This is a genomic window from Streptomyces sp. NBC_00433 (genome assembly GCA_036015235.1).
In the GTDB taxonomy this organism is placed as follows: domain Bacteria; phylum Actinomycetota; class Actinomycetes; order Streptomycetales; family Streptomycetaceae; genus Actinacidiphila.
The window spans coordinates 1,798,084-1,819,266 of sequence record CP107926.1; the positions used below are offsets into that span (position 1 = coordinate 1,798,084).

Here is a 21,183-nt window from a genome sequence, read left to right on the forward strand (position 1 = left end):
TTCCCATTTCGGACACGCCGCCGCGCCGGGCGTCGCACACCCGGTATCGATCATCAGAGGGCTCCCAGCACCGGTACAGCTTACGTCGGGCCACTGTCAGGCGTGCGCCGGGGGCGCGCAGGAGGCACGCGGGACAGCGCGCGGCCCCCGCCGGATGCTCCGGTGGGGGCCGCGGTCGTGTCCGACGCCGGGGCGGCGGCTACTTGGTGTGCTTCTCGTAGGCCTTGATGACCTCGTCGGTCGGGCCGTCCATGAGCAGCTCGCCCTTCTCCAGCCACACCACCCGGTCGCAGGTGTCGCGGATGGAGTTGTTGTTGTGGCTGACCAGGAAGACCGTGCCGGCCTCCTTGCGCAGCTCGCGGATCCGCGCCTCGGAGCGCCGCTGGAAGGCCCGGTCGCCGGTGGCCAGGGCCTCGTCGATCATCAGCACGTCGTGGTTCTTGGCCGCCGCGATCGAGAACCGCAGCCGGGCCGCCATGCCGGAGGAGTACGTGCGCATCGGCAGCGAGATGAAGTCGCCCTTCTCGTTGATCCCCGAGAAGTCGACGATCCCCTGGTACCGCCCGCGCACCTCCTCCTGCGACATGCCCATCGCCAGACCGCCGAGCAGCACGTTGGTGGCGCCGGTCAGGTCGTTCATCAGCGCCGCGTTCACGCCCAGCAGCGACGGCTGGCCGTCGGTGTAGATCCTGCCGCTCTCGGGCGGCAGGAGGCCGGCGATGGCCCGCAGGATGGTGGACTTGCCCGAGCCGTTGGAGCCGATGATGCCGATCGCCTCACCGCGGTAGGCGGTGAAGGTCACCCCCCGCACCGCGTGCACCCGGCGTACGTTCGGCGTGCCGCGGCGCAGCAGGAGGCGGCCGAGGGCCGCGGTGGCGCTGCCCTTGCCGGTGCCCGCGCCGTAGACCTTGTAGACGATGTGGACGTCGTCCACGATCACGGTCGGGATGCGGGCGTCGGCGGTCTGCGCAGGTGTTTCCACGGACTGCTGCTCAGCCACGGCCATACTGCTCCTCCGCCTTCCAGAAGTAGATGTAGCCGCCGACGCCCACCAGCACCGCCCAGGCCACCGCGCTGATCCACACGTGCGGCGGCAGCTGCGAGGAGGTGACGCTGTCGATCAGTGCGAACCGGGCCAGGTCGATGTAGACCGCGGCGGGGTTGATGTCCAGCAGGACCCGTACGAAGTGCGGCGCCTTCGAGGTCAGGTTCTCGATGCTGTACATGACGCCCGAGGTGTACATCCAGGTGCGGAGCATGAACGGCATGAGCTGTGCCAGGTCGGTCATCTTGCTGCCGAGTCTGGCCACGATCATCGCCAGGCCGGTGTTGAAGACCCACTGGGTGATCAGCGCCGGGATGATCAGCAGCCAGGACGCGTCCGGCACCTCGCCGGTCATCAGCACGATCGCGATGAGCACGAACATCGACATCATCAGCTGCTGGAGCTGCATCAGCGTGAAGGCGATGGGCATCGAGGCGCGCGGGAAGTGCAGCGCCCGGATCAGCCCCAGGTTGCCGGCCACCGCCCGGACGCCGCTCATCACCGAGGACTGCGTGAAGGTGAAGATGAAGATGCCGGTGACCAGGAAGGCGATGAAGTTGTCGACGCCCTTCCTGGTGCCGATCAGCACACCGAAGATCAGGTAGTAGACGGCCGCGTTCAGCAGCGGCGTCATGACCTGCCAGAGCTGGCCGAGGCGGGCCTGGGTGTACTGCGCCGCAGTACGCGCCTTGGCGAACTCGTTGATGAAATGTCGGCGGCCCCACAGCTGCCGGGTGTATTCGGCCAGGCCCGGGCGGGCACCGCTGACGGTCAGCCCGTACTTGGCGGCGAGCTGGGAGGGACTGAGGCCGTCATCGGCCGTGGGTGCCGGCGGGGCACCGACGGCGACCGCACCATTGTGCGTTGTCTCGCTCACAGTTGACACTTTCGTCCTCAAGGTGCGCGCCGGGTGCAGGGGATTCCCGGGCTGCGCCTGATGCTCTCAGGTCCGAGCTTGTCAGATGATCGGGGGTCGGCCCAGCCGGGTCAACCGCCAGACCGTCCGCCATTTCATCGGCCGCCGCTCACCGCAGTCGGTGGCCCAGCCCTCGCGGAAACCGCCGAGCCAGGCGCGCAGCGCCGGACGGGACGGCCGCCGCAGCAGCGTCAGGGTGAACCAGACTCCGAGATAGACAGGAACCAGCAGCCACGGCAGGTTGCGCCGGGCCAGCCACACCCGGTTGCGGGCCACCATCCGGTGGTAGACCGCGTGCCGGGCCGGTGAGGTCGTCGGGTGGTGCAGTACGAGGTCGGAACGGTAGTCGATCATCCAGCCCGCGTCGAGCGCGCGCCAGGCGAGGTCCGTCTCCTCGTGGGCGTAGAAGAACTCCGCGGGCAGCGGGCCGACCTGCTGGATCACCGCGCTGCGGACCGCGCAGGCACCGCCGAGGAAGGTCGTGACGCGGGAGTTGCGCATCGGATCGGCGGCGCGCAGCCGGGGGACGTGGCGGCGCTGGGTGACCCCGGTGACGGGGTCGGCGATCCGGAAGCTGATGATGCCGAGCCGGGGGTCGGCGGCGAAGGCCGCCCTGACCAGTTCCGCGGTGTCGTCGCCGGGCAGCAGCCCGTCGTCGTCGAGGAAGAGCACCACGTCGACGTCGGCGGCGGCCGGGCCGAACAGCTCGATGCCGACGTTGCGGCCGCCGGGGATGCCCAGGTTCTCCGGCAGTTCCGCGCTGCGGATGCCGTCGGGCAGCACCGGCAGCGGGGACCCGTTGCCGATCACCGCGACCTCGACCTCGGGGCCCTGCTGCTTGGCGACCGAGTCCAGCAGGTCCCGCAGCTCCACCGGCCGGTTGCCCATGGTGATGACGACCGCGCCGACCTTCAGCGGCTCGCTCATGCCCGCCTCATTTCAGCCTGCTGGACGCGAGGACCGATACGAGGTGCAGCAGCGTCTGCACCAGTGCGATTCCGGCCAGAACGGCGACGCCGAGCCGGGTGAAGAACAGGTCGCCGCGGATCTCGTCGGCGAAGGCCAGCAGCAGGATGAGCAGCGAGGCCTCGACGCCGAGCACCAGGCGGTGGAACTGCAGGGCGGCGGCCGCCCTGCGGGCCAGCGCGAGGCCGGAGGAGCGCGGCTCGGACGCCGCCTCCTTGACCGGCGGCAGGCCGCCCTGGTGGCGGGCCACCCCGACCAGGTCGGTCTCGGCCTTGATCAGGATCGCGCCGAGCGCGGCGAGGGTGCCGAGGAAGGCCCACAGCCAGTCGATGCGGCCGCTGCCCCAGATGTCGGCGGCGCGCATGCCGAAGCCGACCAGGACGGCGGCGTCGCACAGGTAGGCGCCGACCCGGTCGAGGTAGACGCCGCTCAGCGAGAACTGCTGCTTCCAGCGGGCGATCTCGCCGTCGACGCAGTCGAGCAGCAGGTACAACTGCACCATCAGCACACCGAGCACGGCGCCGGTGATCCCCGGCACGAGCAGCGCCGGGGCCGCGAGCACGCCGAAGAGGGTCATCAGGTACGTGAGCTGGTTGGGCGTGATCCGGGTGGGAGCCAGGTGCCGGTCTATGCGCAGCGACAGCTCCCGCATGTAGAGCCGCCCGGCCCAGTGCTCCCCGCTGCGCCGGTCCTTGACGCCCGGGGGGTGAACGACCGGGCGCAGTTCAGCTACTGATGGTTTTGGCATAGTCGGCGTATGCGTCCCTGATCTCGGTGGCGGACAGGTCGAGGTGTTCCAGGATCGTGAAACGGCCGGGGCGGGTCTGTGGCGCGTAGTGCACCGCGGTGGCGAACTCCGCCTCGGTGAAACCCATCTCCGCGGGCAGCACGGGCAGCCCGTGCCGGCGCAGCGTCTCGGCGACCAGGCCCGACTCCTCGGGGGCGCCGCGCAGGTGCATGGCGAAGGCGGCGCCGAGGCCGACCTGCTCGCCGTGCGCGGCGGCCCGCTTGGGGAAGAGCAGGTCGAAGGCGTGGCTGATCTCGTGGCAGGCGCCGGAGGACGGCCGGGTGTCGCCGCTGATCGACATGGCGATCCCGGACAGCACCAGGCCCTCGGCGAGAGTGCCGAGGAAGGCGTCGTCACCGATCCCGCCGGGGTGCCGCAGGACGGCCTCGCCGGCGCTGCGGGCCATCGCGGCGGCCAGCCCGTCGATCGGCTCGCCGGTCTCGCGGTGCGACAGCTCCCAGTCCGCGATGGCCGACAGGTTGGACACGGCGTCGCCGATCCCGGCCCGTACGAAGCGGGCGGGCGCGTCCCTGATGACGTCGAGGTCCACGACCACGGCGATCGGGGTGGGGACGCCGTAGGAGCCGCGGCCGTTGTCGTTGTCCAGCGTGGAGACCGGGGAGCAGATGCCGTCGTGCGAGAGGTTGGTGGCGACCGCGACCATCGGCAGGCCGACCCGGGCGGCGGCGTATTTGGTGACGTCGATGATCTTGCCGCCGCCGAGGCCGACGACCGCGTCGTAGCGCTTGCCCCGTATGGCGTCGGCCAGGGTGACGGCCGCGTCGATGGTGCCGCCGCCGACCTCGAACCAGTCGGCGCCCGGCAGCTCGGGCGCCAGCGTCTCGCGCAGCCGGGCGCCGGAGCCGTCGCTGACGGCCAGCGCGAGCTTGCCCGAGGTGGAGATCCGCTGGTCGGCGAGCAGCCGGGACAGGTCGGCGAGCGCGCCGGCCCTGATGTCCACGACGACCGGCGAGGGGATCAGCCGGGTCAGTACTGGCACGCGATCGCCCGGCCCTTGGCGAGGTCGTCGTTGTTGTCGATCTCGACCCAGGCGACGTCGCCGATCGGGGCGACGTCCACGGTCAGGCCGCGGTCGACCAGCTCCTGGTAGCCGTCCTCGTAGTACAGGTCGGGGTCGCGCTCGAAGGTGGTCTTCAGGGCGTCGGCGAGGTCGGCCGCCGCCTCGGGCTCGATGAGGGTGACGCCGATGTACTCGCCGGTGGCCTCGGCCGGGTCCATCAGCTTGGTGATCCGGCGCACACCCCTGCCCGGCTCCGCGACGACCTTCATCTCCTCGTCGGCGAGCCGCTTGACGGTGTCGAGCGCCAGGATCACCCGGCGGCCCTCGCCGCGGGCGGCGAGCAGGGTCCGCTCCACCGAGACGGGATGGACGGTGTCGCCGTTGGCCAGAATCACTCCCTGGTGCAGCACCTCGCGGGCGCACCACAGGGAGTAGGCGTTGTTCCACTCCTCGGCCTTGTCGTTGTCGATCAGCGTCAGCGTGAGGCCGTAGCGCGCTTCGAGGGCCGCTTTGCGCGCGTAGACAGCCTCCTTGCGGTAGCCGACGACGACGGCGGCCTCGGTGAGTCCGACCGCGGCGAAATTCGCCAGTGTGAGGTCGAGCACGGTCAGGCTGTCGCGCGCGCCCTCCGGGCCGACCGGGACCAGCGCCTTGGGCAGCGTGTCGGTATGGGGGCGCAGGCGCCTGCCTGCGCCGGCCGCCAGCACGAGGCCGATCATGCGGGTTCTCCTGATTCGTCGTGTACGGCGGCGGCGGCCCCCGAGGACACCCAGAAGCGGATGCTCTCGGTGAGGACCAGCAGCGCGATGGCGACGGCGAGCACCGTCAGCGTGGCCGTGAAGCCCGTGCGGTCCGCGGCGACGGCGGCCGCGAGGGCCACGACCAGCGTGCGGCCCTCGTGGCCGCCCGCGCTGCGCACCACGGCCCGCGGCGGCGCTCCGGCGCCACCGCGTATGCGGTACACCGTGTCGTAGTGATGGTAGGCGACGGCGGCAATCAGGCCGAAAGCAGCGGGCAACGCCCCGTTCACCTGTGAGACCGCGGCGAGCGCCAGCACCGTGCCGTACTCCCCCACCCTGAACATCGGCGGTACGAGCCAGTCGAGCGCGCCCTTGAGCGGCAGCGCGACGGCGAAGGCCGAGGTGAGGACGTAGATCGCGGCGGCGGCCACCGGATACCAGCTGCCGTGCGGGGCGAGGGCCGCGGTCGTGACCACCCCGGCGGCGGCCAGCACCGCCACGGCGGGCGCGGCGAAGGCCGGCGCCCTGCGGGCGAGCGGGCGCACCAGCCCGGCCAAGGCCTCGGCGAGCGGGCCGCTGTCTGCCAGGTCGTCCAGGGCCCGCGCGGCCCGGTCGGTGCGGCCGGCCTTGCGTGTGAGCGAGCGCAGCACCCGGCCCGCGGTGGTGTAGCAGGCGGCCAGCGCGCAGCCGACGAGCAGCACCACGAAGGTGATCCGGGGGGTGCTGACCGCGGTGAGCACCGCTATCAGCGCCCAGCGCTCGCCGATCGGCAGCACTATCATCCGGCGCACCCAGACCGTCCAGCCGACGCTGTCCAGCTTGTCGGACAGCGCGGCGGTGGGGCTGGTGTTCGCGGTGGCGTCGTGGTTGGCCTCGTTGAAGGCGAAGTCCACGACGTGGCGGCCGGTCTGCAGCACCATGGCGCCCAGCGCGAGCGCCCACACGTCGTCGCCGCCGCGGGCGGCGCCCAGGGCGAGGCCGGCGTAGTAGGCGTATTCCTTGGCCCGGTCGAAGGTGGCGTCCAGCCAGGCGCCGAGCGTCGAATACTGCAGCGAGTAGCGGGCCAGCTGGCCGTCGGTGCAGTCCAGCACGAACGACGCGAGCAGCAGCACTCCGGCGGCAGCGAAGCCGGCCCGGGTGCCGGTGGCCGCGCAGCCGGCGGCGATCAGGGCGACCAGCAGCGAGGCGGTGGTGACCTGGTTCGGGGTCAGCCCGCGGCGGGCGCACCAGCGGGCGAGGTAGCGCGAGTAGGGGCTGACGCAGTGCGTGGTGAAGAAGCCGTCGCGCGCCTTGACCGCGCTGCGCAGCCGTACGGACTCCTCGTCCACGGCGGCGATCGCGGCGGCCGCCGCCTCGGCGCCGCCCCGGTCGGTCGGCACCTCGGCGACCAGGACGCCCAGCTCGGGGCGGTGCGGCACGTCACCCGCGGCGGCCAGTCCCGCGGCCAGCGCGTCGGGCAGCACGTCGTCCGCCGCGCCGCGGCGGGGGGCGGGCAGCGGTACGGTGCCGGCCGCTCCGCCGTGGGTCAGGGTGGCGCCGGGCGCGGCGGCGGCCGCGGTGCCCGTCGGGGCCGCGGCGCCGGGGGCGGTCCGGTCGCCGGCGGCCGTGGCCGCGTCGGCGGCGGGCCGGCCGGTGCCGCCCGCGGGCGTGTACGAGCCGGCCGGGAGGGCCGCCAGGGCGCGGGTCAGCGCGGGGCGGGCGGCGGGGCGGGCGGTCAGCGCGCCGGGGACCGCCGCGCTGTCGAAGCGCGGGTCGGTCAGGGCCAGCCGCAGCGCGTGCCGGTGGCCGCGGAAGCGGCGGTCGACCACGGCCACCCGGTCGCCGGACGGGACCGCGGCGAGCCGGGCCGCCACGGCATCCGGCGTGTCCGCCTCGACGACCTGGAACCCCAGTGCCCGCAGGTCGTCCGCCAGCGGTGACGGCGACCCCGCGGCGGGCGGGCCGGTGAGAATAGCGGTCGGCAGAGGAACCCACTCCCTGGAAGCGTGCGAAGACCGTGTCCGTGGGCGGCCGGCGGCGGAGCAGCCGGGCCGCCCGGCACGACGGCAGAGGCTATCGGATGAACGACAGCGGTCGTTCACCGACTATTCGCCCAGACTTGGTGCGCACGGTGTGATCATCATGCGCGATCGGCGCCGCCCCGACAACCAGCATCCCCCCTAGGCTGTACGAGTGACCGCGCGGTGACTTCCCGCGCACTTTCCGCGTGGCTCATCACCGCAGGTCACCGCACATGACAACGGTCTCCAGTACCGGCTTGCCCACAGTGGGTGACCGGTGTTGACTCTGGACCGCCGCGGGCGGAAGGCCCGGTCCGGGACATCCGACGGCCGCCCGCATACAGAACGGCACATCACAGCGCAAAAGGGAAGGGGACGCGCCGATGGGGGCAGGGCACAGCCACGGGCACGCGCACGGCCACGGCGGCACCGCGACCGCCGCGCACCGCGGCAGCCTGCTGGTGGCGCTGGGCATCACCCTGCTGGTGCTGGCCACCGAGGTCGTCGGCAGCGCGCTGACCGACTCGCTCGCGCTGCTCGCCGACGCCGGGCACATGGCGACCGATGCGGCGGGCATCGCCATGGCGCTGCTCGCCGTCCACATCGCGGGCCGCCCGGCGAGCGACCAGCGCACGTTCGGCTACGCGCGCGCCGAGATCCTCGCGGCGGTGCTCAACGCGGTGCTGCTCTTCGGCGTCGGCGCCTTCATCTTCGCCGAGGGCATCAGCCGGCTGATCACCCCGCAGCACTTCGACGGCGCCGCCACCATCGTCTTCGGCCTGGTCGGCATGGTCGCCAACACGGTGTCGCTGCTGGTCCTGATGCGCGGCCAGCGGGAGAGCCTGAACGTGCGCGGCGCCTTCCTGGAGGTGATGGCCGACGCGCTGGGCTCGCTGGCGGTCGTGGCGGCGGCCGCGGTCTTCCTGGCCACCGGCTGGCGGCAGGCCGACGCGGTGGCGTCGCTGCTGATCGGGCTGCTGATCGTGCCGCGCACCTGGCGGCTGCTGCGCGAGGCCGTGGACGTGCTGCTCGAAGCGGCGCCCAAGGACGTGGACATGGCGGCGGTGCGGCACCACATCGAGGGGCTCAAGGGCGTGGAGGGCCTGCACGACCTGCACGCCTGGACGATCACCTCGGGGCTGCCCGTGCTGTCCGCGCACGTGGTGGTCAGCCAGGAGATCCTCGACGAGGTGGGCTACGAGAAGATGCTGCACGACCTGCAGAGCTGCCTCGGCGCGCACTTCGACGTCGAGCACTGCACCTTCCAGCTGGAGCCGGTCGGGCACGCGGAGCACGAGGCACGGCTGTGCCACTGAACGTACGGCTGTACCAGTGCCCGCACGGCCGTACGCGTGAATACGGTGTCCGCGGCCTGCCGCACCGTGCGTGAGGCAGACTGAGGACTTGCCGTCGAATGCGAAGGATGGTTATGCCCAGCAGTCCTGCCACCGACCGACCCGGCTCCGCCGCCACCGCTCCGCCGCCGCCCGGCGGGGCCGACGAGCCGATCATGCTGGAACTGGTCGATGAGAACGGTGTGACGACCGGCACAGCGGAGAAGCTGTGGGCGCACCAGGCGCCCGGCCGGCTGCACCGGGCCTTCTCGGTCTTCCTCTTCGACGACGAGGGCCGGCTGCTGCTGCAGCGCAGGGCACTGGGCAAATACCATTCGCCGGGCGTGTGGTCCAACACCTGCTGCGGCCACCCCTACCCCGGAGAGCAGCCCTTCGTCGCCGCCGCCCGGCGCACCGCGGAGGAGCTGGGCGTCGCACCCGCCCTGATGCGCGAGGCGGGGACCGTGCGCTACAACCACCCGGACCCCGCGTCCGGCCTGGTGGAGCAGGAGTTCAACCACCTCTACGTGGGGCTCGTCGGCGGCCCGCTGCACCCGGACCCCGCGGAGATCGACGACACCGCCTTCGCTGGTCCCGCCGACCTGGCGAAGCTGCGGTCCGAGGGGACCTTCTCGGCGTGGTTCGGCTCGGTGCTCGACGCGGCCCTGCCGACGGTGCGCGAGGTGACCGGGAGCCGGGCGGGCTGGTAGCCGCCGGTCAGCGGGCGGGCGGTTGCAGCGGCAGGGCGGCCCAGATCACCTTGCCGCCGGTCGAGGTCTGCGCGATGTCGCAGCTGCCGCCCGCCTCGGTGGTGATCGTCTTGACCAGCAGCAGCCCGCGCCCGCCGGTCCTGGCGTGGTCGGCCTCCAGCGCCTTGGGGCGGTAGGGGTGCTGGTCCTCGACGGCGACCCTGATCCAGTCCGTGCCCACGGCGACCTCGACGCCCAGCTCCGGCGACAGCACCGCCGCGTGCTTGACGGCGTTGGTGACCAGCTCGGAGACGATCACCAGCAGCCCGTAGAGGATGTCCTCGTCGACCGGCACCGCCAGGTCGGCGACGAGCTCCCGCACCCCGTGCCGCACCTGGGGCACCGAGGAGTCCACGGCGGGGGCTGTGAAGCGCCACACCCCCTCGTACGGTCCCGGCGCCGGTGCCTGACCGTGCGGGACGCTCCCGCGGACCTCCATGACCGCACCCACCATCGCCTTCTCGTACGTGTCCCCGCAGGCCCCGCCGGACTCCCGGCGGATTCCGCCTCATCGGATCGAGTGTCCGCAAAGCCGGGGCCGGGGCAGGCGGGAAACCGTAAGTCCGCACCTTTCAGCGATTCGCGACCGGTGGCGACCGGTAATGTCGCCGCCGCGACCGGCTCCGACCGCTTGCCGCCGCAATCGTGCCGTCCAGGCGCCCGTCCCGTCCGAGGAGTCGCCATGACCATGCCGCCCGGACTGGCGGTCGCCACCGCGGACGGCACCGCGACCGTCACCATCGCCAACCCGGCCCGCCGCAATGCCATGACGCCCGCCATGTGGGCGGCGCTGCCGGGGCTGCTGGCACCGCTGGCCGCCGACCCCGCGGTACGGGTCCTGGTGCTCACCGGCGCCGGCGACACCTTCTGCGCGGGCGCCGACATCAGCGGCTTCACCGACGCGGCCGGGATGCGCGCCGCGCAGGAGGCCGCGGTCGCGGCCGAGGAGGCGCTCGCCGCCTTCCCCAAGCCGACGCTGGCCGCCGTACGAGGCCACTGCGTCGGCGGCGGCTGCCAGCTCGCGGTGGCCTGCGACCTGCGCTTCGCCGCCGAGGGCGCGACCTTCGGGGTGACCCCGGCCAGGCTCGGCATCGTCTACCCGGCGTCCTCCACCCGGCGGCTGGTCCGGCTGACCGGCCCGGCCACGGCGAAGCACCTGCTCTTCTCCGCCGAGCTGATCGACCACGGGCGGGCGCTGCGCACCGGCCTGGTCGACGAGGTGTGGCCCCCCGGCACCCTCGCCGCCCGGGTCCGCGACTACGCCGCCCTGCTCGCCGCCCGCTCCCTGCTGACCCAGTCGGCGGCCAAGGACTTCACCGCCGACTCCCCCGCCCCAGGCCGCGAGCCCTACTGGTCCGCGCAGGCCGCCACGAGCCCCGACCCCCTGGAGGGCGCGACCGCCTTCCTCACCCGCCGCCCCCCGCACTTCACCTGGGTGCCGGACGGTGGCTCCTAGTCGCTGGCCAGCGCGGCGATCGCGCCCGGTGACGCGGTGGCGGCGCCGCGCCGGTATGCGCGGTCGTAGCCGTCGTCGCCGAGGGCCGAGCGCAACGCGGCCTCGCAGCCGTCGCGTACCGCCTTCAGCTCCGGGGTGCCGCGCTGGGGGTGGCCGACGCCGCGCCACAGCGTCTCGCTGGTGCCGTACGCGATCGCCGCGGCTTCCGGGCGGCCGTCCGCGGCAAGGGCGGCGGCGAGTACGTCGAGGCCGAGGGCCAGGCCGAAGGAGTCGCCGAGGGCGCGCTTGGCATTGAGCATCATGCGCGCGTGCCGCACCGCGTCCCCGGAGGCCGACCGTCCCAGGGCGATGAGCGCGAGCTGGTAGTCCAGGTAGGAGCGGGTCCACACCTCGTCGATGAGCACGCAGTGCTCCCGCAGCTCGTAGGCCGTGCGGCTCGCCCGGTCCAGGTCGCCGAGCGCGGTCATCCCGAACACCCGCACCAGGTGGCAGCGCAGCAGCGCCCCCGAGTCGAAGGCGAAGCCGGGCGAGGCGGCCAGCGCGGCGTCCACCGCGTCGACCGCCCGGCCGGGCCGGCCCGCCAGCAGGTCGAGCAGCCCCGCCATGTACGCGGCGGCCAGTTGCGCGTCCTTGTCGCCGTCGGCCCGCGCGGCGGCCATCGCCTCGTCGCCGAACCGGGTCGCCAGCGGGTAGTCGCCCTGGAGGGTGACCGCGATACCGAGCGCGGTCAGCGCCCGCGTACGCTCCCCGCCCGGCCCGGGGCAGGCCGCGAGCGCCCGCTCCAGATACGAGCGGGCCTCCTGCACATGGCCCGAGCAGGTCCAGAAGAACACCAGGCGCCCCGCGGTGTCGGCGGCGCGGACCGGGTCCGTGGCCAGCAGCCGGTCCAGCGCGGCCCGCAGGTCGGCGTGCACCCGCTCGACGGCCCGGTAGGCGCGGATCTGCCGGGTGCCCGGCCAGTCGGCCTCCGCCTCGCGCGCCAGCTTCACGAAGTGGTCGGCGTGCCGGTCCGCGAGGTCGTCGCGCTCCCCCAGCTCGCCCAGCCAGTCGTCGCCGTACTCCCTGATGGTGTCGAGCATCCGGTACCGCTCGCCGTCCCTGCGCAGCACCGACTGGCTGACCAGGCCGTCCAGCAGCCGCGGCACGTCCTCGGGGCGCAGCGGGCCGCCGCCGGTGACCTCCGCGGCAGACTCGGCGGAGAAGGCACCGCGGAAGACGCTCAGCCGCGCCCACAGCAGCCGCTCCAGCGGTGCGCACAGCTCGTGGCTCCAGCCCACCGCCGTACGCATCGCCCGGTGCCGGTGCGGCCAGACGAAGTCGGAACGGGTCAGCGCGTCGAAGCGGGAGCCGAGGTGCTCCGCGACCTCGGCGACGCTCGCCGGGCCCACCTGCCCGGCGGCGAGCTCGATCGCCAGCGGGATGCCCTCCAGGCGCCGGCAGAGCGCCGCGGCGGCCTCGTCCGCCCCCGGCTCGGCCATCGCGTGCCCCCCGGCGCGCTCCGCCACCCGGTCCGCGAACAGGGCCTGCGCCTCCGGGCCGTCCACGGGCAGCGGGTCGAGCACCAGCAGGTCCCGGCCGTCAGCGAACAGCGGTCTGCGGCTCGTCGCCAGCACGGTGACGCCCGCGGCCGCGGTGAGCAGGTCCCCCACCAGGTGGGCGCAGTCCTCCACCAGGTGCTCGCACGAGTCCAGCACCAGCAGCAGCCGCTTGTCGGCGACGAACTCGGTCAGCACCTGGAGTGGCATGCGCGGCGAGTGGTCCGCGAGGTCGACTGCGTCGCTGACCGTCGCGAGCAGCAGCTCCGGCCCGGTCAGCGTCGCCAGATCCGCCCACCAGACCCCGTCGGGGAACAGCCCCGCCACGTGGCCTGCGGCCCGCACCGCCAGCCTGGTCTTTCCCACGCCGCCGGCGCCGGTCACTGTCACCAGCCGTGCGGTCGCCATCATGCCGCCGAGCCGCGCCAATTCCTGCTCCCGGCCCACGAAGCTCGTCGTCTCCCGCGGAATGTGTCCCTTCACGCCCCCAGCGTCCCCCTTCCCCCACCCCCTGCGGGGTGCTGTTGCCAAACTCCACACTCCCCTGCGGGGTGCTGTTGCCGATCCCGCGGTGCCGCTGCGCGGGGGCTTGTCGCCGAGGTGCTGTCACGGACACCACAGTTGCGCTGTGTGGGTGGCTTGTCGCTCCGTTCTCCCCCAGAGCTTCGCCTGGGAGTACCCCCACGCGCCCCTGGGTGGGTGCCACTTGCTGCGGCGTTGCTTTCTTTCCCGCCTCTTCGGCGGGGCGCGCAGTTCTCCCCCAGCGCTTCGCCCGGGGGTACCCCCACGCGCCCCTTGTGGCCTGCGTCCTCCTAGGCCCAGGCGTTCGCCCCTGGCAGGGGCCCTGCCCTCCGGGCGGAGGGCGAGCGTTTTTCAGGGGCGCGTGGGGGTACCCCCGGGCGAAGCGCTGGGGGAGAACTGCGCGACAAGCCCCCACCGGGCCGCGGGCAAGGGACGCACCGCAAGGGGCAATCACCTGGGGGCGCGGAAAACTGCGCGCGCAACCCCCACCGGCCGGCCGGGGGTCGGAGCGGCTCGGCGCCTAGCGTGTGGCGACGATCGGCTCCTCCTTGGCGGAGCCGGCCGGCATGGCCGGGTGGCGGCCGAGGAGGACCACGCCGGCGACGATCGCCGCGAGGCCCGCCGCCTCGACGGCGAGCGCGCCGGCGGTGAAGCGGAGCCGGTCGCCGAGGAAGCCGACACCGCAGACGATGCCGGCGATCGGCTGCGCGGCGGTCAGGGAGGGCAGGGACATGCGGAGGGGGGCCATCTCGAAGGCGCTCTGCACCAGGAGCATGCCGGTGAGGCCGAGGACGCCGACGGCGTACGGCTGCCAGGACACGGCGAGCGCGCCGAGGCCGTCGTCCTGGACGATCTGGCCGCAGACCCGGGTGAGCGAGTCCTGGAGGCCGTAGAGGAGGCCGGCCGCCAGGCCGAGGAGGGCGGCCTCGGCGGATCTGGGGAGGCGGCGGGCCCGGAGGGTGAGCAGCAGCGCGAGGCCCGCGACGGTGCCGAAGACCAGCCAGTGCCGCAGGGCGCCGGCTTCCGGGCCGCCGCCTCTGGGGCGGCCGGCGACGATGAAGGCGGTGACGCCGAGTGCCAGCAGGGCGACGCCGGTCCAGCCGTTCCGGCCCAGCGGCTGGCCGGTGAGCCGCCGGGACAGCGCCATCGCGAAGAGCAGGTTGGTGGCGGTGAGGGGTTCGACCAGCGACACCTCGCCGTATGCGAGGGCGACCGCGCCGAGCACCTGGCCGCAGACCATCAGTGCGACGCCGAGCAGCCAGTCGGGCATGCGGAAAAGGTCGAGCAGCAGCCGGAAGGACAGGACGTCCGCGAGGGGGGCACGGGCGGCCGCGCGCTGCTGCAGCACGAACCCGAATCCGAGGCAGCAAGCGGCACTCAGTCCGAGCACGAACACGCCCACCAGGTCACTCTAGCCCTCAGTCACCCCGTGTCGCGGGTCCGCGCCGGGCCGCGCCGCCGCCTTCCGGCCGTCCGGCGGCTGCCGGCCGCCGGGCTCACGGGTGCGTGCCGGGCACGGTCTGCGCGCTGTCCCATACGGTCAGGAAGGCCAGCCGCAGGCACGCTGCGAGCGCCGGGTGCTCGATGTAGAGCGCGGTGGTGGCGCCGGTGCCGGCGACCGGGTCGGGCATGTCGCACAGCACGAGGCGGGCGTCGGCGACCACCAGCTTGAGCGGCAGCTCGGCGGTGAACCGGCACTCCTCCCCCGCCGCGCCGAAGCGCCGTACGTTCTCCAGCACGTCCGCGTCGTCGAGGGCCTCGTGGGTGTAGATGGCGCGGACGGTGCCGCCGGAGCGGTGCAGCCGGCGGGCGACCTTGATGCCGGGCGTGTTGGCCGCGGGGGCGACGAAGGGCGGTTTGCAGAAGCTGAGCAGTTCGTGGTTGGCGTGTGCCTGGATGTCGGTGAAGGCCTCGGCGATGGCCTTGGGGTCGCGCAGGATCTCGACGTAGTCCAGCGGCACGGTGTGGTTGCGGCCGTCCGCCCAGACCGGGACGAGCGCGGCGGTCAGCGCGGTGGAGACCCGGTCGAGGCGTTCCAGCTGCTCGCGCTGGAGTGCCATGAGCCGGGCGACGGCCAGCTCGGGGCCGATCGCCGAGAAGGTCGCCACCCGCCCGGGGTGGGCGACCGCCAGCCGGCGGCGTACGAGCGTGTCCAGCACGTCGTAGACCCGCTGCCGCGGTACGTCGGCGGCGCGGGCGACCTCGGCGGCCGTATACGACTCGCGGCGCACCAGGGCGAGGTAGACCCGCGCCTCGTAGCGCGCCAGGCCGAGCGCGACAAGGTCGTTGACGGGTTCTTCCTCGGTGTCCATGGCGCCACAACGTATACGGCGGAGATCGTCGCGGGGAAGCGACCAGGGTGCCCCCCGCCAGTGATTCGAGGGGAAGCCTTTGCCATTGCCCGGTGGTTCCTTGGGGTCGGTTTCACTACCTTCAACCTCGTCACCACTGAACGTGGTGGCAGTGAGCGGGAGTTGACAACGATCGTCAACGTGATCACCAGTGAACGTGTGCCACACGAAGTCCCAGGCGATACCGCTCAATGATCGATTGTCATGACCTTGACAGCGATGATCATCCGCGGGCGCCCTCGGGAGCAGATCCCCCATGGAGGGCAGTTCATTGCAGCTGACAAGTCCCGGCCGGATCAGACGTGCCGTCCGCCGCGCCGCCGTCGCGGTCGTCGCCGCCGGCGCCCTGGTCACCGGCGGCATGGTCGCCGCCGCTTCCCCGTCCGTCGCCGGCACCCCCACCGGCACCGCTGCCACCGGCGCCACCGGCACCGTTTCCAGCGGCCAGCACACCGCGCACCTGTGTGCCTCCCCGACCACGCCCGGCGGGATGTCCTGCCTGGCGCTGGCACGGACCGATGTCGCGCACAGCCTCGGCATCACCCCGAACGCCACCCCGTCCGGCTACGGCCCCACCGACCTGCAGAGCGCGTACGCCCTGCCGTCCTCGGCCGGCGCCGGCGCCACCGTGGCGATCGTGGACGCGCAGGACGACCCGAACGCCGCGGCCGACCTGAACACCTACCGCAGCCAGTACGGCCTGCCGGCCTGCACCACGGCCAACGGCTGCTTCAAGAAGGTCAACCAGACCGGCGGCACCAGCTACCCGTCGGCGGACTCCGGCTGGGCGGGCGAGATCTCGCTCGACCTGGACATGGTCAGCGCCGTGTGCCCGCAGTGCCACATCCTGCTGGTCGAGGCCACCTCGGCGAGCATGGACGACCTGGGCACCGCCGTGAACGAGGCCGTCTCCCTCGGCGCGAAGTACGTGTCCAACAGCTACGGCGGCGACGAGGACTCCAGCGACACCACCGCCGACTCGCAGTACTTCAACCACCCCGGCGTGGCCATCACGGTCAGCTCGGGCGACAGCGGCTACGGCGCCGAATACCCGGCCTCCTCGCGCTACGTCACCGCGGTCGGCGGCACCTCACTGTCCCGGTCGAGCGGCACCACCCGCGGCTGGACCGAGAAGGTCTGGGGCTCGACCACCGGTGACGGTGCGGGCTCCGGCTGCTCGGCCTACGACGCCAAGCCCTCCTGGCAGACCGACACCGGCTGCGCCCGGCGCACCGTCGCCGACGTCTCCGCGGTCGCCGACCCGGCCACCGGCCTGGCCGTCTACGACAGCTACCAGGCCTCCGGCTGGCAGGTCTACGGCGGCACCAGCGCCTCGTCGCCGATCATCGCCTCGGTCTACGCGCTGGCCGGCACCCCGGCCTCGGGCAGCACCCCGGCGTCCTACCCGTACGCGCACACCAGCTCCCTCAACGACGTGACCACCGGCACCAACGGCTCCTGCGGCAGCAGCTACCTGTGCACCGCGAAGGCGGGTTACGACGGCCCGACCGGCCTCGGCACCCCGAACGGCACGGCCGCCTTCACCAACGGCGGCTCGACCGGCGGCAACACCGTGACGGTCACCAGCCCCGGCAACCAGTCCACGGTCGTCGGCACCGCCGTCAGCCTCCAGATCCAGGCGACCGACTCGGCCTCCGGCCAGACCCTGACCTACTCCGCCTCCGGCCTGCCCACGGGCCTGAGCATCAGCTCCTCCGGCCTGATCTCCGGCACCCCGAGCGCGGCGGGCACCTACAGCGTCACCGTCTCCGCCAAGGACTCCACCAACGCCACCGGCTCGGCCTCCTTCACCTGGACGGTCACCACCAGCGGCGGGGGCGGCTGCACCGCCGGCCAGCTGCTCACCAACCCCGGCTTCGAGAGCGGCTCCACCGGCTGGACCTCCTCCTCCGGCGTCATCGACAACAGCACCGACGCCCCGGCCCACTCCGGCTCCTACAAGGCCTGGCTGGACGGCTACGGCACCACCCACACCGACACCGTCTCCCAGTCGGTGACCGTCCCGGCCACCTGCACCAGCGCCACCCTCACCTTCTACCTGTACGTCGACAGCAGTGAGACCACCACCACGACCGCCTACGACAAGCTCACCGTCGCGGCCGGCAGCACCACGGTGGCCTCCTACTCCAACCTCAACAAGGGCTCCGGCTACGTCCAGCGGACCGTCAGCCTCACCCCGTACATCGGCAAGACCGTCGTCCTGAAGTTCACCGGCACCGAGGACTCCTCGCTGGCGACGTCCTTCCTGATCGACGACACCGCCGTCAACGTCAGCTGACCCTGACGCTGCCGTATCGGCTATGAGCGGCGGACCCGGACCGGCCCCCACTGCCGGCCCGGGTCCTCCGCCGACCCGGGCGTCCCCCGACGCCCGGGGCGCTCATCGGACGTCGACGGTCACCCGCCACGGCATGACGGCCAGGCAGGACATCCTGCCCGGCTCGTCGGGACAGGCCCGCCGCATACCGCTCAGGGTCGCCTCGCCCGCGGCGGCACCGCGGTAGACGCCCGGCGAGACCTCGGCCAGCGCCTCCCCCGACTCCGAGGCGGCCTTCACGCCCGCGCCGAGACGCAGCCGCAGTGTGCTGCCGACGCGCAGGCAGATGTCCCCGGGGGTGTCCGGGCTCGACAGGTCGAGGACGACGTCACCGCAGTCCGCGGAGATGTCAGAACCGCCGGCGGAGCCGGACGGCACCACCCGCACCCCGGCCGCGGAGCCGCAGCCGGCGGCCAAGACGACGAGGGCGCCCGCAGCGGCGGCGGCCCGTATCCGATGGCGCATCACCGTCCTCCTCCCCACGACCTTTTCGCGACGGTCATGGGTGGGACGCAGGCGGGCCCGATCGGGTTCCCGCCCTTTCGGGCCGCCAGGTCCGCTTCCTGCGGTCAGACCTCGGTGATCCGGCCGTCCGCGACCTCGATCCGCCGGGTGGTGTGCACCGCGTCCAGCATCCGCCGGTCGTGGGTGACCAGCAGCAGGGTGCCCTGATACGCCGCCAGGGCCGCCTCCAGCTGCTCGATCGCCGGCAGGTCGAGGTGGTTGGTGGGCTCGTCCAGCACCAGCAGGTTGACCCCGCGGGCCTGGAGCAGCGCCAGCGCCGCCCGGGTGCGCTCCCCCGGCGACAGGGTGGCCGCGGGCCGCATCACATGGTCGGCCTTCAGGCCGAACTTCGCCAGCAGGGTGCGGATCCCGGCCGGGTCCAGGTCGGGCGCGGGGCCGCGGAAGGCGTCGAGCAGCGGCTCGCCGCCGCGGAAGAGGCCGCGGGCCTGGTCGACCTCGCCGACCAGCACACCGGGGCCGAGCGCGCTGCGGCCCTCGTCCAGCGGCAGCCGGCCGAGCAGTGCGGCCAACAGGGTGGACTTGCCCGAGCCGTTCGCGCCGATGATCGCGACCCGGTCGGCCCAGTCGATCTGGAGGTCGACGGGCCCGAACCGGAAGTCCCCGCGGCGGACCTTCGCGCCGCCGAGGGTGGCCACCACCGCGCCCGCCCGGGGCGCCGCGGCGATCTCCATCCGCAGCTCCCACTCCTTGCGCGGCTCCTCGACCTTGTCGAGCCGCTCGATCAGCCGCTCGGTCTGCCGGGCCTTGGCCGCCTGCTTCTCGCTGCCCTCGGCGCGCGCCTTGCGGGCGATCTTGTCGTTGTCGGGCGCCTTGCGCAGTGCGTTGCGGGTGCCCTTGTCCATCCAGCCGCGCTGCATGCGCGCCCTGGCCTCCAGGCCGGCCTTGGTGTCGGCGTACTCGTCGTACTCCTCCCTGGCGTGCCGGCGGGCGGTGGCCCGCTCCTCCAGGTAGGCCTCGTAGCCGCCGCCGAAGACCGAGACCTGCTGCTGCGCAAGGTCCAGCTCCACCACCCGGTTGACGGTACGGGTGAGGAATTCCCTGTCGTGGCTGACCAGGACGGTGCCGGCGCGCAGGCCGGTGACGAACTTCTCCAGCCGCTCCAGGCCGTCGAGGTCGAGGTCGTTGGTCGGCTCGTCGAGCAGGAAGACGTCGTAGCGGCTGAGCAGCAGCGAGGCGAGCCCGGCGCGGGCCGCCTGCCCGCCGGACAGCGCGTACATCTCCTGGTCCAGGCTGATGCCCAGGCCCAGTGACGCGGTGGCCTCCTCGGCGCGCTCCTCCAGGTCGGCGCCGCCCAGCGCGAGCCAGCGCTCCAGGCTCACCGCGTAGGCGTCGTCCGCGCCGGGCGCCCCGTCCACCAGTGCCTGGGTCGCCGTGTCCAGCGCCTCCTGGGCCGCGCCGACACCGGTCCTGCGGGCCAGGAAGTCCCTTACGGTCTCCCCGTCGTCCCTGCGGTCCGGCTCCTGCGGCAGATGGCCTACGGTGGCGGTCGCCGGGCTGAGCCGCAGCGTGCCGTCCTCCGGGGTGTCGAGGCCGGCGAGCAGCCGCAGCAGCGTCGACTTGCCCGCGCCGTTGGCGCCGACGAGACCGATCACGTCACCGGGCGCGACCACCAGGTCGAGGCCCGAGAACAGCGCGCGGTCACCGTGTCCGGCGGCCAGATTCCTGGTTACGAGGGTGGCACTCATCAGGCCCAGGATCCTATCGGCTGCCGGCGCCTGCGGCGACGCGGTAACCGCGCGACGGCCGGCCGCCGACGTCGCCGCAGGCAGGCGCATGGGTTGCCTTCTTACGCCGCCTTAACCTACGGTTGCGTAACTTACGTAGGCGTAGGTGCTTCCGCTTTCTCCGCCCGTTCCCTTCCCGCCCCCTCCCGTCCCCAGGAGCCTCCGTGACCGTTACCTCGCCCCACCTCGCCCGATCGGACGTCTGGAGTGACGCTGCGTTGCTCCACGCTCTGGAAGAGGTGGTCGAGCGCGAACTGAACCGGCATCTGGGGGTGGCCAAGGAATGGATGCCCCACGAGTACGTGCCGTGGAGCGACGGCCGCAATTTCGACGGCGTCATGGAAGGCGAGGCCTGGGCGCCCGACCAGTCCAAGGTCACCGCGGTCGGCCGGATAGCTCTGGTGGTCAACCTGCTCACCGAGGACAACCTGCCCAGCTACCACCACGAGATCGCCACGCTCTTCGGCCGTGACGGCGCGTGGGGCACGTGGGTCCACCGGTGGACCGCCGAGGAGGGCAGGCACGCGATCGCCATGCGCGACTACCTGCTCACCAGCAGGGCCGTCGACCCGGTCGAGCTGGAGCGCTTCCGCATGGTGCACATGTCGGAGGGCTTCGAGCACGACCACCGGCACAGCATGCTGCACTCGGTGGCCTACGTGGCCTTCCAGGAGCTGGCCACCCGCGTCTCCCACCGCAACACCGGCCGCGAGTCCGGTGACCCCGTGTGCGACCGGATGCTCGCCAGGATCGCCACGGACGAGAACCTGCACATGGTCTTCTACCGCAACCTGCTGGCCGCCTCGCTCCAGATCGCGCCCGACCTGGCCATGCAGGCGATCCGCGACGTCGTCGTCGCCTTCCGCATGCCGGGACACGGCATGCCCGGCTTCGAGCGGGCCGCTGCGCGGATGGCCATCGGGGGGATCTACAACCTGCGCATCCACCATGACGATGTGCTGCAGCCCGTCCTGCGCCACCTCAAGGTCCTCGACGTCGACGGTCTCGGCCCGGAGGGCCTGCGCGCCCAGGAAGAGCTCGGCCTCTTCATGACCGGCCTGAACGAACAGGCCGTCCGCTTCGACACCAAGCGCGCCGCTCTCCTGGCGCGGCGCGCCAAGTCCTAAGCCCACCCCCTCCGGGGCGCCCCCCGCGCCCCGGGGGGCCCGCACCT

General features: G+C 73.0%; 18 protein-coding genes. 5 read left to right on the forward strand and 13 right to left on the reverse strand.

The window, feature by feature from the left end:
* Positions 1-199 precede the first annotated feature (199 nt).
* From OG900_07195 to OG900_07225, 7 genes are all read right to left on the reverse strand, one after another.
* Positions 200-1,006, reverse strand: coding sequence for an ABC transporter ATP-binding protein (locus OG900_07195; GenBank protein ID WUH89917.1), 807 nt, complete (start codon positions 1,004-1,006; stop codon positions 200-202).
* The gene (locus tag OG900_07200) at positions 993-1,922 is read right to left on the reverse strand and encodes an ABC transporter permease (GenBank protein WUH89918.1); all 930 of its coding nucleotides are present in this window, start codon (positions 1,920-1,922) and stop codon (positions 993-995) included. Before OG900_07200 ends, OG900_07195 begins: the two co-directional genes overlap by 14 nt.
* Before the next feature lie 81 nt (positions 1,923-2,003).
* A complete protein-coding gene (locus tag OG900_07205; GenBank protein ID WUH95646.1) occupies positions 2,004-2,876 on the reverse strand; it encodes a glycosyltransferase in 873 nt (290 codons plus the stop codon).
* A 19-nt stretch (positions 2,877-2,895) separates the two neighbouring features.
* Positions 2,896-3,675 (reverse strand): CDP-alcohol phosphatidyltransferase family protein, encoded by a 780-nt coding sequence (locus OG900_07210; GenBank protein WUH89919.1) that lies wholly within the window; start codon positions 3,673-3,675, stop codon positions 2,896-2,898.
* The gene (locus tag OG900_07215) at positions 3,653-4,714 is read right to left on the reverse strand and encodes an iron-containing alcohol dehydrogenase family protein (protein ID WUH89920.1); all 1,062 of its coding nucleotides are present in this window, start codon (positions 4,712-4,714) and stop codon (positions 3,653-3,655) included. The genes OG900_07210 and OG900_07215 overlap by 23 nt, the downstream gene beginning before the upstream one ends.
* The gene (locus OG900_07220) at positions 4,702-5,454 is read right to left on the reverse strand and encodes a phosphocholine cytidylyltransferase family protein (GenBank protein ID WUH89921.1); all 753 of its coding nucleotides are present in this window, start codon (positions 5,452-5,454) and stop codon (positions 4,702-4,704) included. The genes OG900_07215 and OG900_07220 overlap by 13 nt, the downstream gene beginning before the upstream one ends.
* Entirely contained in the window at positions 5,451-7,328 is a 1,878-nt protein-coding gene (locus tag OG900_07225; GenBank protein WUH89922.1) for a CDP-alcohol phosphatidyltransferase family protein, read from the reverse strand. Before OG900_07225 ends, OG900_07220 begins: the two co-directional genes overlap by 4 nt.
* 530 nt (positions 7,329-7,858) lie before the next feature.
* Here OG900_07225 and OG900_07230 point away from each other — a divergent pair.
* Positions 7,859-8,791 (forward strand): cation diffusion facilitator family transporter, encoded by a 933-nt coding sequence (locus tag OG900_07230; GenBank protein ID WUH89923.1) that lies wholly within the window; start codon positions 7,859-7,861, stop codon positions 8,789-8,791.
* Between the two features lie 113 nt (positions 8,792-8,904).
* Positions 8,905-9,519 carry an isopentenyl-diphosphate Delta-isomerase gene (gene idi, locus OG900_07235; protein ID WUH89924.1) on the forward strand — a complete coding sequence of 205 codons (615 nt, stop codon included), beginning with the start codon at positions 8,905-8,907 and terminating at the stop codon, positions 9,517-9,519.
* 7 nt (positions 9,520-9,526) lie between these two features.
* Here the strand turns inward: idi and OG900_07240 are convergent, their stop codons facing one another.
* Positions 9,527-9,997: an ATP-binding protein gene (locus tag OG900_07240; GenBank protein ID WUH95647.1), complete on the reverse strand. Its 471-nt coding sequence runs from the start codon at positions 9,995-9,997 to the stop codon at positions 9,527-9,529.
* 249 nt (positions 9,998-10,246) lie between these two features.
* Here OG900_07240 and OG900_07245 point away from each other — a divergent pair, with 249 nt between their 5' ends.
* Complete coding sequence (locus tag OG900_07245; protein WUH95648.1) at positions 10,247-11,014, forward strand: enoyl-CoA hydratase-related protein; 768 nt, start codon at positions 10,247-10,249, stop codon at positions 11,012-11,014.
* Here the strand turns inward: OG900_07245 and OG900_07250 are convergent.
* The 3 genes from OG900_07250 to OG900_07260 all read right to left on the reverse strand — a co-directional run bounded on the left by OG900_07250 (position 11,011) and on the right by OG900_07260 (position 15,383).
* Complete coding sequence (locus tag OG900_07250) at positions 11,011-13,032, reverse strand: regulator (protein ID WUH89925.1); 2,022 nt, start codon at positions 13,030-13,032, stop codon at positions 11,011-11,013. The two genes, OG900_07245 and OG900_07250, sit on opposite strands and share 4 nt — an antisense overlap.
* 559 nt (positions 13,033-13,591) lie before the next feature.
* Positions 13,592-14,473 carry a DMT family transporter gene (locus OG900_07255; protein ID WUH89926.1) on the reverse strand — a complete coding sequence of 294 codons (882 nt, stop codon included), beginning with the start codon at positions 14,471-14,473 and terminating at the stop codon, positions 13,592-13,594.
* 94 nt (positions 14,474-14,567) lie between these two features.
* Entirely contained in the window at positions 14,568-15,383 is an 816-nt protein-coding gene (locus tag OG900_07260) for a TrmB family transcriptional regulator (protein WUH89927.1), read from the reverse strand.
* Between the two features lie 295 nt (positions 15,384-15,678).
* Between OG900_07260 and OG900_07265 the strand changes: the two genes are divergently transcribed.
* Positions 15,679-17,721 carry a putative Ig domain-containing protein gene (locus OG900_07265; protein WUH89928.1) on the forward strand — a complete coding sequence of 681 codons (2,043 nt, stop codon included), beginning with the start codon at positions 15,679-15,681 and terminating at the stop codon, positions 17,719-17,721.
* 102 nt (positions 17,722-17,823) lie between these two features.
* Here the strand turns inward: OG900_07265 and OG900_07270 are convergent, their stop codons facing one another.
* Complete coding sequence (locus tag OG900_07270; GenBank protein ID WUH89929.1) at positions 17,824-18,225, reverse strand: hypothetical protein; 402 nt, start codon at positions 18,223-18,225, stop codon at positions 17,824-17,826.
* Positions 18,226-18,329: 104 nt separating this feature from the next.
* Positions 18,330-19,970, reverse strand: coding sequence for an ATP-binding cassette domain-containing protein (locus OG900_07275; GenBank protein WUH89930.1), 1,641 nt, complete (start codon positions 19,968-19,970; stop codon positions 18,330-18,332).
* Between the two features lie 203 nt (positions 19,971-20,173).
* On the opposite strand from OG900_07275, the gene OG900_07280 reads away from it, so the two are divergent.
* Positions 20,174-21,136 (forward strand): acyl-ACP desaturase, encoded by a 963-nt coding sequence (locus OG900_07280; protein WUH89931.1) that lies wholly within the window; start codon positions 20,174-20,176, stop codon positions 21,134-21,136.
* Positions 21,137-21,183 lie beyond the last annotated feature (47 nt).

Excerpts from the sequence above, each read along its gene's own strand:
- OG900_07195 (WUH89917.1), bottom strand. The coding sequence starts at position 1,006 with ATGGCCGTGGCTGAGCAGCAGTCCGTGGAAACACCTGCGCAGACCGCC.
- OG900_07210 (WUH89919.1), bottom strand. The coding sequence starts at position 3,675 with ATGCCAAAACCATCAGTAGCTGAACTGCGCCCGGTCGTTCACCCCCCG.
- OG900_07220 (WUH89921.1), bottom strand. The coding sequence starts at position 5,454 with ATGATCGGCCTCGTGCTGGCGGCCGGCGCAGGCAGGCGCCTGCGCCCC.
- OG900_07230 (WUH89923.1), top strand. The coding sequence starts at position 7,859 with ATGGGGGCAGGGCACAGCCACGGGCACGCGCACGGCCACGGCGGCACC.
- idi (WUH89924.1), top strand. The coding sequence starts at position 8,905 with ATGCCCAGCAGTCCTGCCACCGACCGACCCGGCTCCGCCGCCACCGCT.
- OG900_07240 (WUH95647.1), bottom strand. The coding sequence starts at position 9,997 with ATGGAGGTCCGCGGGAGCGTCCCGCACGGTCAGGCACCGGCGCCGGGA.
- OG900_07245 (WUH95648.1), top strand. The coding sequence starts at position 10,247 with ATGCCGCCCGGACTGGCGGTCGCCACCGCGGACGGCACCGCGACCGTC.
- OG900_07260 (WUH89927.1), bottom strand. The coding sequence starts at position 15,383 with ATGGACACCGAGGAAGAACCCGTCAACGACCTTGTCGCGCTCGGCCTG.
- OG900_07265 (WUH89928.1), top strand. The coding sequence starts at position 15,679 with ATGGAGGGCAGTTCATTGCAGCTGACAAGTCCCGGCCGGATCAGACGT.
- OG900_07270 (WUH89929.1), bottom strand. The coding sequence starts at position 18,225 with ATGCGCCATCGGATACGGGCCGCCGCCGCTGCGGGCGCCCTCGTCGTC.
- OG900_07275 (WUH89930.1), bottom strand. The coding sequence starts at position 19,970 with ATGAGTGCCACCCTCGTAACCAGGAATCTGGCCGCCGGACACGGTGAC.